Below are 11,290 nucleotides of genomic sequence, written 5' to 3' on the forward strand. Positions count from 1 at the left end.
TTTAAAAACATGAAATGCAAAACAGCTGCATTGTGTCCCTTTTGAAAACTCTATTTTTGATATAATCCCTATTAAATCAACATTTCAAAGTTATTTCTATAAATTCACTATACATAAAAAGATGAAAATTCACAGCGGTATCATATCCCTTTTTCTATAATATAAATTCATTATAATCATTATTAAATCAAGTATAACAAAGGTTTTCATTCCTGTTTCTTCACTTTCTAGAAAGATGAAAATTCACAGCGATATCATGTCCTTTATTTTTTTAGCATATTTATGGAATGCCTTGGGGCTCTAAGCTTCAAGACACCTTTCATCTTTTCATATTTCTTCTTAAAGGGGGCATTTTTACTTTTTTCGATTTGCTATAATCATAATTGGTATATTTTATAGTATTTTGGCATATCTTTCTGAATTTGTAGAACGGAGGTGAAAAAGATGGGGAAATCATTTGTGATACGTAATCAACGTAGCTTAAATGGGAAAACAACAAACGCAGTTTTAGTAACAATCAAATCTTGGCAAAAGCTTGTGGAAGCATTTGAGGAGAAGTACTACAGTTATAAAGATACTTATTTAGAAGATATTCTGCAGCACATGACATATGAAGATCGCATTGCTGATGTTGACGGATTTGTCGAAAAAGCCAAACCATCTTTTTCACGTCGAGCAATGTCTGCACTTGCAGAAAAAACTGGAAGAAAGCACAAATTATACGGCATTACGAATGCTGATCTCGAAGTATTTTTATATCTACATAAGAAATGCTTTACTAATGGTGTCATTCCAAATGTAACCATACATATGATGTGGGAAGATTACAAGCTATATAAAGAAGAATTTGCTTATATCCAACACTCTCAATTCTATATTGCTTTGAAAAAGTTAAGCTTACATAACATTATCTCCATTGAAAATGGAATTGATGGTCGTTACACAATTAAACTCACTCATTTTCTGAATGAGGAAACAGAAAAAGCAAATCCGTACGTATATATTAGTCCTGTTGTATTTACAAAGGCTTTCTTTAAGCTATCTGTAGCGGCTAAGAAGCTATTCTTAGATATCGCATGCAACAACATATAGAAACAACGTTAAAGCGTTCATTAGATAAGCATGACGAAAGAGGCAATAAAACCTACTTCGGCGGGATGTATCGTTTCTTACATAAAAAATATCCGCATCAAATTCGTGCGGTTATCGATGAATTAACAATTACATTACCATGTACGGGTAGTCCCCTATTCAAAATTTGCAAAATGCAAAAAGGTGTAAAGCATACCAAGCGATATACAACACTATATCTATCTATCCATTCAGACTTCTTATGTACGAAAGAATCTGGAGAAGAACAACATAGGGATCCGTTTACACCAAGAGCTACCTATGCTCGTAAAGCGAAATTCATTGAATCACTTCTACAAGAAATGAATATCGGTGAACTGTCTGCAGACATGAATAAGTTCATTCAGGTCTTAAAGCATACTTGTCATCGTCAAATTCGCAGTGTCATTCGTGGGCTTCGTGATATGGTTGATCGAAAAGAAGGATATCCAACGAAAATTGTATATACATTGAAAAAACTATTGCATCAGACATCTCAATATCAAATTCTTGATACAGCGGCGAAAGAAGGTATCTACCCTCTTATTGCGCAGCACATACCAAAAGAGAGAAATAGTGACCGTGAGCAAGCTGTCTTTAATTTTGGTCTACATTATTCTATGTACTCTCTTCATAACATTAAGAAGATGTTTAGAAATGTACATGCACTACTGAAGCAGAAGTTTACGATATCAGTGACGGAAGAATCTTATCACCTTAATTATTTAAAATACCAGGAAGAAATGTTATTTAGAAAATATGCATATGATCAAGGAGTGAATCTCCATGCATATATCGCTTTAGAAATTGAAATGCGTGAAAAGCTAAAAGTTCGTGGCCATAAAGAACGCACAATTCCAAGTGATGTACGTGAGTGGTTTATAGAATCCATTGATAAACTACCACAAGAGCAGCTGCGTGTGATTGAGCTACCAAAGCAGTTTAATTTACTAGAATTTATGCGTACCTTCGAACGTTTAGTACGTGCCGGTGTAACAATAACGGCTCCAGATCAGGTGCTAACCGCAATGGAAATAAAATGATAGCAACAAGCTCTCTATTTTTGAAAAAATCGAAAGTGGAGGGCTATTCGTGTTTGGTTTATTCCCCCCTTTTCTACTACTCTATTTATAAATACAAAATCAAAAGGACTTCATGTAAAATGGAGTCTTTTTTTATGCATTTCTATACAAATCCTCTTGTACCTATAGTAGAATCTCCACACTACACATTAAGTTTTCTTTACGTATAGTAAAATATCCAATTTTATATCTACAAAAAATCAGAAGGATATTAATAAAAATAATGGATATGAGGACAAGTATGATCAAATGTGAATACTATTTTACTAATATTGTTGGGAATATTAATGTTATTGAATTGATCTAATAAAAATCATCAATAATAATGTGAGTTATGTGTAAATACTGAGTAATGTTAAGAAATAGCTACATTCTTTGAAAAAAATGTGGATAATCTGAACCTAGATACTGCTCTATTTACCAAAATAAAGAAAACATGCCCTATTTTAATGGTTGAATAAATATAATATGATTCGTATTAATTTTTTTCCGATTTCATGTAGAAACATATAATTTTCTTTTTGCTTTTTTGTAGAATTGAAAGTTTAATAATTGTTAAATCAAGGGATACATTTTCTACTATTTATGATTTTTTACGTTCTAACATCAAATTTTCCCTTGTGGGAGTAGATCTTTCCCCTATTTTTGATAACCTATAATAGTTTTATCTTTATTTCTTTTTAATATATAAGATATATATTTATAATAGATTTTATTATTACTAATATGATTGTTAATAAGATGTCAGACCTAATTGAAAATATTTGTAAAACCCGTTATAATAATGGTAATTAAACATATCATTACTCCCATGTAAAAGGACAAATCTACGACCCCTTATTAGGACGAGATTTGTCTTTTTGTCATTGAAAATAAAAAACAACATATTAAAAAGGAAAAGGGTTGTTTGTCCGTTTTCCTTTTTGATATGCCAGCAACCGAGCGTAGCAAAGGGCGGTAGCAGGTCTTTCACTTATTTTTTGCTATAATATAGGATAAGAATTTAGATGATTATAATTAACAAGGGTATTAGTTTAGAAATAGCATTAGAAGCATTTTCTGCTTATTTAGCAGAAAATGGACGTAAACAATCTAGGGTTGAACGTTATAATTACGATATTACAGGTTTTTATAAGTGACTAAGAGCAAATGAGAAGCTCCTACATATCAAATCATGAAGTGAACTACCTAAAGAAAATTATTAGGAGTATTTCTATGAGCTAGAAAACAAGGCACAGAATATGGCCGTTCTTAAATAAATTGAACATGTCTTTAATGATAAATACTTCAGTAGATGATTTTCACCTCTCCTTAATTCCTGATCAATCACTAAGTGATAAGGAATTTATTACCAAAGCAGAAGAAAAACTATTAAAACAAGCTATCCTTTCAACAAAAGGATTAACAGAAAGACAAGTTGAATATGGCCCTCTTATTGTGGATAGAAACGCTTTTATAATAGATTTAGTAGTAAACTATGGGTTGTCCTTACAAGAGCTTGTATCGCCTAATATGAGCGATATACAGTTGGTTAGAAATACCTTAGTGGTTCGTGGTGAAAATGGCATAAATGGATATATCATTATAAAAGGATTATACGAAACTACTCTACAAGTACTATAAAACTATTCCGGAACCTGTAAGACCTAGAAAGTATACAGATAATCCCCTATTTGTGGCATTTGATTTTAATCAGGGGACATATCGTTAGATGTACGAAAAACATGAGCAAAAGGCTTTGTCTGAGGTTGCAATACAAAAGATGATACGACTTGAATTAAAACGTGAAGGGTTGAATAGACGTATCTTGGCGCAGCAAGTGCTTTAAAATACGGGTAACGAATATCTACAGCATTAAAAGGTTATGAGTTTTAGGGGCTGTTCTACCTTTTAGTGTAAGAAATTCTTTTAGAGGTTTCCCAACGTCCTTCAATGCTTAATAACATTTGTAAACCTTCTTGAAGTCTTGTTAGAACCCATCATCACAGATACCTTATTCTTTAACTTGATGAAGGACGAAAGTCCAAAGGTAAGTTAAAGTTAAATTAGGGGTTACTTGTAATAGAATGGTTTTTTTCCTCTGTAGTTGTATATGAAGCAATGTTCTGTATGTAAATACATCTAAAGATTACCTTTCCAGTGGTCTTTAGATGTACTCTGCAATTTAAGTTTTTTAGAAGGCCTTTGTTTTTAATAATGATACCTTGGAGGTAGTGGCTGTGGATTGAGTTCTACAAAAGTACCAGGAGGTAGTGGTTGCGGATTGAGCTGTACAAAAGTATCCCATGACCCATATGGAATATACTGCATAGGATTTGGTGTAAATGATGTATATAGCTGTAGATGACAACATGGAACTATATGCATTAATATCTCATCTCCTTCAAAATAATAATTCGTTCATGACAATGTATGTATTTTAGATTTAAGTAAAGTAGTAATACTGCCTAATTTTTAAAAATAGTTAAATCCAATTTACTAGGACAAAAATACATTCGTACAATGAATATATAATTGGGTAAGAGGGGATATTTTATGGGATTCGAACCAAAAGAAACAGCCTTAAAAGTTGCTGAGGCGGATAATAAACGCTTAACTAAAACATACTTTGACCCAGGTTGGATTGTATTCAACAGTAATACTGGAGATAAAAGTGATGTTTGTATGTCTATATCTAACGTTACGTGTACAGTTATGCTCAATTCTGATAAGAGTAATCAAGTTAGTTTTTCATACATCCTAAATAACAACAGGATCGTCTTAGGGGACGCAGTGTGGAATCTGGTTTTTTGATTCTTTATTTAACTAAAGATGGAGGAGTTCCTTACTAAATGGCGGGATATTGTATCTCCTGATTGTAGCTTAAAGAACTATCCTGTCATGCACACGTGGCCTATTTCACGCAATATTTATGATGACTTTGGGCAAATTCGTATATTTCTTAGTACCTCCTCAACACCTTGATATCCTTGCCCTAGGTAACAAAAATTATTAGTCAGATTATAAGAAAAAGTATGTCTCGATTTTAAATCATTGGCTTTTATCGCTAATAATTTAATAAACTGTCACCTAAAAAGAAACTATAGGTTAGCCAATAATTTGTATAGGGTACAATTTCTATTTCATTTACAATATTCATTATACATGCTCCTCTGCAGTGTAATAAAAAAGACATTGGACAAATACGTCCAATGTCTTTTTCTCTCTTATATACTTGTCTTGTTTATCTTGTATTTATATACCAAGCAACTGCTTCTTTTTGGCGTTAAACTCATCTTCTGTAATAACACCCATATCGCACAGCTCTTTGAATTTCTTTAATTCGTCTGCTGTTGATATTGGAGCAGATACTGCTTGTGGTTGAGCTTCATTAGGTTTATTTTTTAAAGTATCTAGAACTTGATGAATATGATTATTAATGGATTTTGCTGAATCTTTATCTAACGCAACTTTGATCTTTTCTTGCGGAGTATCAATTGTTAGAAAGCCGAACAACATCCCTGTTTCAAAAGATATATCATTTATCTTTTCATGATCTACTGCTTTGAATTTTTCACCAGCCATTGTTTTTTGTCCGAACATAATGCGTTTATTAGTTATGGCGTAGGCATAATTACCATCATGCTTTGTTGTAGATTGATAATCATACATTCCGATATAAGTCATATGAATTTTTTCGCCATTCATCAAGTTATCTTCTAGTACCTTGAAGTGTTTTACACCCCACTTTTCATTAAAGCCAGAACCGAATTTATTATCTATACAGAATTGATACATTCCTTCAGCGCATGACAATGGATCCTCAGCAAGTTTTGCTATCTTTGCATCGATTGTAGCTTTCAATTCTTCGATAGTGTCCGTACTTACACTTACAACACCCAAGCCACCTGCTTTATGAAAGCAATCTGGGCATAGCCATGCATCAGATTTTAGTATTTTATAACGATTTAAACCAACCTTTTTATCACAAACACCACATACTATCTTTTAAAAAAAACCATAATTCTTCCTCCAGTTATATATATCGAATAGTAGCAAACAAACCTAGATTTATACGAAATATTATAATTTATAAATATAATTATAACACACCTAAAATACTATAGAATGCCAAACAAAACCTTAAACATTTGTTCCTCTATAGTTTAAAAAGAAAAAAGACATTGAAACAAACTGTTCAATGTCTTTTTTCTTTTTAAATGTTTGTATACTCAAAGTATAATTTTTCTGGTTTTCCATACATGTTAATTTCATTTTGATATACGACAGCTAATGGCTGAGACATCTCAATGCTTTCCACATAGGATAATGAAGCAGTTGCTTCTATTTTTTGTTTAATCTCATTAGGAATGTCTGAGTAAGATAAGTTATTCATTTTACTTCCTAGTTTAGTATCTGTAGCAGCTTCATAATAAATTTCGGTAATTAAGACTTCATTATCATCTGGATCATATATGTATCCTCGATTAACTGTAATCATATTATATAACTCCTCTCAAGTTTCATATTCTAATTTCTTGTGCTTTTAGCATTGCAACAAGTACTTTACATATTTAGATTCCCTTGTTCTTCTCTTTCGAATGCCATTATGAATTGATACTTATCATCTTACTTCATCGTAAACTGTTGGAATTTCCAACAGTATAAAGGAGCGATAAAGGTTTGATTTTATAGATAGTAAGTTCATAACTTTTAACGTGGTAATTAATTTTTTTCTTTTGAAAGTTTTAAATCATTTCCCCTATTGATAATGTTGACTTATCTAAAGTAATTGCATGTTCATATTTCATCATAAATATCCTCTTTTTTAAATAAAAGGCACGAAATATGTGCGTTTCATCCATATTTTTTTATCGTTTTCCGACAGAAGACTCCTTCCTTAAAAATGTGAAGGTATGAAACACCAATTTTAGGTGGGAGATGAATGTCGGTTGGCATAAGCCAACATATTTGCTATCATTTACTTGTACAGGTTGCTCTTCGAAAACTGAAGATTTGAGGTTGGTTGCAGAAAAACGTTGCAACCGTAAAATCTTCAACGTTCTATCGCCCCACGCTTCTCAAAATTGCGAAAACCAAGCTAAAGTAGGTAGTGTGGTGAGTCAGCGTACAAGATACTTATGTTCTCACCGTAGGGACTGCGGGTAGAGCCTGCTAAGATAACTCGTGGATGCATCGGTGTTCGCAGGAATCTCCCACTTCAAACAGTCCGTTAGGACATTAAGTGGTGAGTAGTTCAAGCTATACTCTGTAAAAATTCATGTAATCTCTCCTCTAAATTAAACAAAAAGCACAAAATTTGTGATTTCTCATTTAGCATACTTTTAGTCCTGAAGGTTTATGTATAAGTGATTCCTAACTCGAAGACAACACAAAAAGGACTTCTTCAAGTCGATTAAAATGTGCATAGCAAAATAAGCTATATATACACTAATCGGCTCAAAGAAGCCCTTTCATAATTGAAACAAGAATACAACTTGTTTCTAAAACTCAACCACAACACATAGGGTGTGGGAATAGACGGAATCAATTAAACAATAAATATAGATTTATATTAAACCATTTTTATATTATATTCAATTGTTTTCAATAGAAAAGGGATAAGAAGGAAGTTTATATGCAGATCCCACATGTATTGTATAATAATGCCCCTGAATCCCCTGCTATAAATCCCCTCTTATATTCAGTCCCTGGAGTTACTTCATGTACTGTATTTCAAAATATAGCTTTTCTGGCTTTTGATTTTGAACTAAATAACAAAGTATTTCCTTAATATTTTTTTCTTCTACTTCAACACTTTCCATATAGGTCATACTTTCGTTTTCCTGGACCTTTTGAAAAATAGCAACAGGTACTTTAACTGCATCAAATACACCCATTTTACTGCCTAACTTTTTTTCTGATGTACCATCATAGAAAATTTCATTTACTATTACCTCATTATCATCAGGATCGTACATGTACCCTCTTTGTATACGTAGCAATATAGTACTCCTTTCTTTTATATTCCTCCAATGAAATAACTATATTTGTATATAATGTTATTTTATTAACAGGTGTCAAAGAATATTATTTCGCAAAATCCGTGCTTTGTATAGAGGTAGATATAGGATTATTAATTTTGTTAAGTTTTTTTGAATACTCCAAGCTAATTATAAAATAAACAAGCCACCTTTAAAGCGAAAGCTTGTATGGTGGCTTAGTTTTCTATAAATAGCTTTGTATCTAATTGTTTGATCTCCCCTTCTGCAAGAGGTTGATAAAAAGCGTGTTGTAATCCTTGAAAATGTAAAGATTCCCCTATGCATAACAATACTTTACCAGGAATTAAATCAAGTAATAGTTCATTATTAATTTGCTTTGCTTGTTTTTTAGTAGAAACATAAATAACTAAGATTGTAGGGTTATTCCCTAAGTCCTGCATAATAACATCTTTTCCTGAATCTACAAAAGTCTTCCATCTAGCAATTATTCGTTTTAATCGATCCTTTTGATCAGATAATAAGGTGGAGTATACAACAAAATTAAATTTACGTTCTTTTCCTCCATTTACTATAAAACTTAAAGAAGGGGTAAAAACCCCTTTACTAATAGATGGATGCATAATATGCCCTAAAAATGAAGGAGCATAGCGTAAATGGCAAAGTAGGTCTATATCATGCCAATAACGCAGGTGAATATATTTACCATGATTGTCAAGACGCTCTGGGGCAAAGAAGAACATATTTCCTTGCCAGTATTTTAGTAGTTTAAATCCATTGTTGGATAAGGTATATGTTTCTTCAAAGATTTCCATATCAAAAATTTCTACTTGCCATTTTTCGATAAATTGATAGTAAAGTAATCCTTGAAGTGCATTATTAATTTTCTTCCGCGAAAATTTATTCTTGAATAGATATAATAAATGATTAAACCGAACGGATGTATGAATACCAATAAAATTGAGTATAGCATATTGTTCCTCTGTTAAAAGTTGCTTAAACTTAACTAATTCGTCATAAGAGTGGAATACATAGGTTTTATCCAAATCATGTATTCGATATATTTGAAGTCCTTGTGCATCCTCACTTGATAAATGAGGAATAGAAGGGATATAAGTAGACATTTGTTTCTCTATTGTATGCATAATCATCCATTAAAATTGGTAAATTGACGAATTAGATTTTTTACTTTGGCCTTGCGGATAATTTAGGATACGTACTGTTCCTCTTCTATTTTTAGCATCAATATTAAGCAGCTCACATGTAACAATTGTTTGGTTTATTGCGTCATCCATGGTTGGATTTGCCAGATTACGACCTTTTAGCCCTTTAAACTGAATACCTGGTGCAACCTCTACGAAAATTCCAGCAATAGCATCTATCCCTACAATTTTACCTATAAATCGGTCACGTCGTTTGTTTAATTCTAATAGTTTTTCCATTGGATCTGTTTCTAGTTTCTTTTTATTTCCTCTAAACTCATATCGCCCATTCTTTTCCACTACTTTATCGATGATAAGCTCTACAACATCACCAATAATAATATCCGTCGAGCGGACAAATGAATGAGACCATTGCGAGTATCTTACTCCTACTGTTACACCATGAACTTCAACCAGAATAGTTTGTGCAGATGGAATATGTCCAGAAACTGTTCCTGTGTATACTTTATTCCCCTCTTGCTCTACTATTTCTTCATATAATTTTCTTTGCAGTGCAAGTTCTCCTGCAGTGATAGATACAACAGCAAAGTTCCCTTCCTCAGTTTTTTGGAAATGCTCAATAATAACAGGTTTTGTTCTACCTATCAGCCATTGAGGATTTTTAGGAATATTTATACCTGCCTCTGTAATTGGACAATATGCTGTCGTATGAGTACCAATTTGCATTGTGAGCACTTGTATTCGCTCAGATGTCCCGTTTTTAGTTGGGAATAATTTTTCAGATACTACGGTAATTAAGCCTTTCCCTACAGTACGTTCACGTTTCATACGAGCTAATTCATCTAATTCATGTTCACGTATTCGTTCAAATTGATTGAAAGTTGTTTCTATAAAGGTTTCCTCTAGCATGCTATCCGGTTCAAATACCATCCCTAGCTCTTTTGCAATTTGAGTATTTACTTTACCTTCTACCATTATATTTTCCTCCTAGAACGTAAAAAAGGACACACCTGTACCGTTGGAATGGTACGTAAGGTGTGTCCTTCACGTAAGTCATGTTTTGTTTGTATAATTATTAATTTTAATATAACGTTTTTAAGTAATTTGTGCAAGTCTTATTTTTTTAAAAGGGAAAAGCTAAAATACTATATCTAGCTTTTCCTGGAAATAAAATCTTGAATTAAAAGTTATTATAGGTTTCTATAGGTATTAATCAAAAAAATCATCTAATTCCTTACTCATTACATTAGATGTATTTTTCTTTTGTTGCTTGTTTTTGTTAAGTAGTATATTCGTATTGTTATACTTATTTTTTTGTTTGGCTTTTAAGCCCTTTTGGCGTTCTTTATAGCTCATATGTTTATATTCAGGCTGCTCTTCACTATTTCTAGTATTCTCTATCATATTCTTTTCTAAGTTTTGATGAACAGTAATGCCAATAGATTCGTAAACTTTTGCAACCTCTTCATCAAGCTTATTTTCTTTAGTGGGAGTAACTGTTTTTGTAGCTGGTATTAAATTAGTTTTCATATTTGTTTTTGTTTCCTCTAATACTGTAGTTATAAGTCCCCCTGTTGGAAGCTTTTTTTGCAGTGGATCGGTCTCAACAGGAATTCCTAAATGAATTGGGTATTCTATATCCCTTTTTGGTTCCAACATAGTATTAGATACCTCTTTCTTCCGTTCTGCTAGCTCTATATTTTGTTTAGGACTTACACTTTCCATATGTGTCTCCTTTGTTATATTCGGCAGCTCGCCATTCCGTTGTAAGGCATCTTGTAATCTTGAAGCACGTATATAATCGATTTTAAATGCGCTCTGTAGTGCATGTATAGAAGCAGTCCCTGATTCCTTAACAAAGGATACTACATCATCGTATAGGATATCTTTAAAAAAGCTTGTTTCCCCTTGCTTGACTTCTATGTTTACGTTTGGAATCCTCTTTTCTCGTGAA

At 32.4% G+C, this 11,290-nt stretch carries 8 protein-coding genes and 2 pseudogenes; 3 read left to right on the forward strand and 7 right to left on the reverse strand.

Annotated elements, in window-relative coordinates; all coding sequences use genetic code 11:
• Positions 1 to 444: 444 nt before the first annotated feature.
• Positions 445 to 2,153: pseudogene (locus tag MR167_RS28285) on the forward strand (hypothetical protein).
• Between the two features lie 1,055 nt (positions 2,154 to 3,208).
• Positions 3,209 to 4,014: pseudogene (locus MR167_RS28290) on the forward strand (site-specific integrase); the annotation flags it as partial.
• Between the two features lie 368 nt (positions 4,015 to 4,382).
• Here the strand turns inward: MR167_RS28290 and MR167_RS28300 are convergent.
• Entirely contained in the window at positions 4,383 to 4,559 is a 177-nt protein-coding gene (locus tag MR167_RS28300; RefSeq protein ID WP_000548399.1) for a hypothetical protein, read from the reverse strand.
• A gap of 168 nt (positions 4,560 to 4,727) precedes the next feature.
• On the opposite strand from MR167_RS28300, the gene MR167_RS28305 reads away from it, so the two are divergent.
• The gene (locus MR167_RS28305; RefSeq protein ID WP_241846057.1) at positions 4,728 to 4,985 is read left to right on the forward strand and encodes a hypothetical protein; all 258 of its coding nucleotides are present in this window, start codon (positions 4,728 to 4,730) and stop codon (positions 4,983 to 4,985) included.
• 441 nt (positions 4,986 to 5,426) lie between these two features.
• On the opposite strand, the gene MR167_RS28310 is transcribed toward MR167_RS28305, so the two are convergent.
• The 6 genes from MR167_RS28310 to MR167_RS28335 form a co-directional block, all read right to left on the reverse strand.
• Positions 5,427 to 6,074 (reverse strand): PH domain-containing protein, encoded by a 648-nt coding sequence (locus tag MR167_RS28310; protein ID WP_086398121.1) that lies wholly within the window; start codon positions 6,072 to 6,074, stop codon positions 5,427 to 5,429.
• 313 nt (positions 6,075 to 6,387) lie between these two features.
• A complete protein-coding gene (locus MR167_RS28315) occupies positions 6,388 to 6,672 on the reverse strand; it encodes a hypothetical protein (RefSeq protein WP_065230071.1) in 285 nt (94 codons plus the stop codon).
• A gap of 1,216 nt (positions 6,673 to 7,888) precedes the next feature.
• Complete coding sequence (locus MR167_RS28320; protein ID WP_002083359.1) at positions 7,889 to 8,176, reverse strand: hypothetical protein; 288 nt, start codon at positions 8,174 to 8,176, stop codon at positions 7,889 to 7,891.
• Positions 8,177 to 8,391: 215 nt separating this feature from the next.
• On the reverse strand, positions 8,392 to 9,318 hold the full coding sequence (locus MR167_RS28325) for a hypothetical protein (protein WP_170951638.1): 927 nt from the start codon (positions 9,316 to 9,318) through the stop codon (positions 8,392 to 8,394).
• Positions 9,319 to 9,327: 9 nt separating this feature from the next.
• Positions 9,328 to 10,311, reverse strand: coding sequence for an RNA-binding protein (locus tag MR167_RS28330; RefSeq protein WP_065230073.1), 984 nt, complete (start codon positions 10,309 to 10,311; stop codon positions 9,328 to 9,330).
• 234 nt (positions 10,312 to 10,545) lie between these two features.
• On the reverse strand, positions 10,546 to 11,290 hold a 745-nt coding region (locus MR167_RS28335; protein WP_276575833.1), incomplete at its 5' end, for a DNA translocase FtsK.

It is taken from the genome of Bacillus cereus group sp. BfR-BA-01355, from assembly GCF_022663675.1.
Classification (GTDB): Bacteria; Bacillota; Bacilli; order Bacillales; family Bacillaceae_G; genus Bacillus_A; species Bacillus_A thuringiensis_S.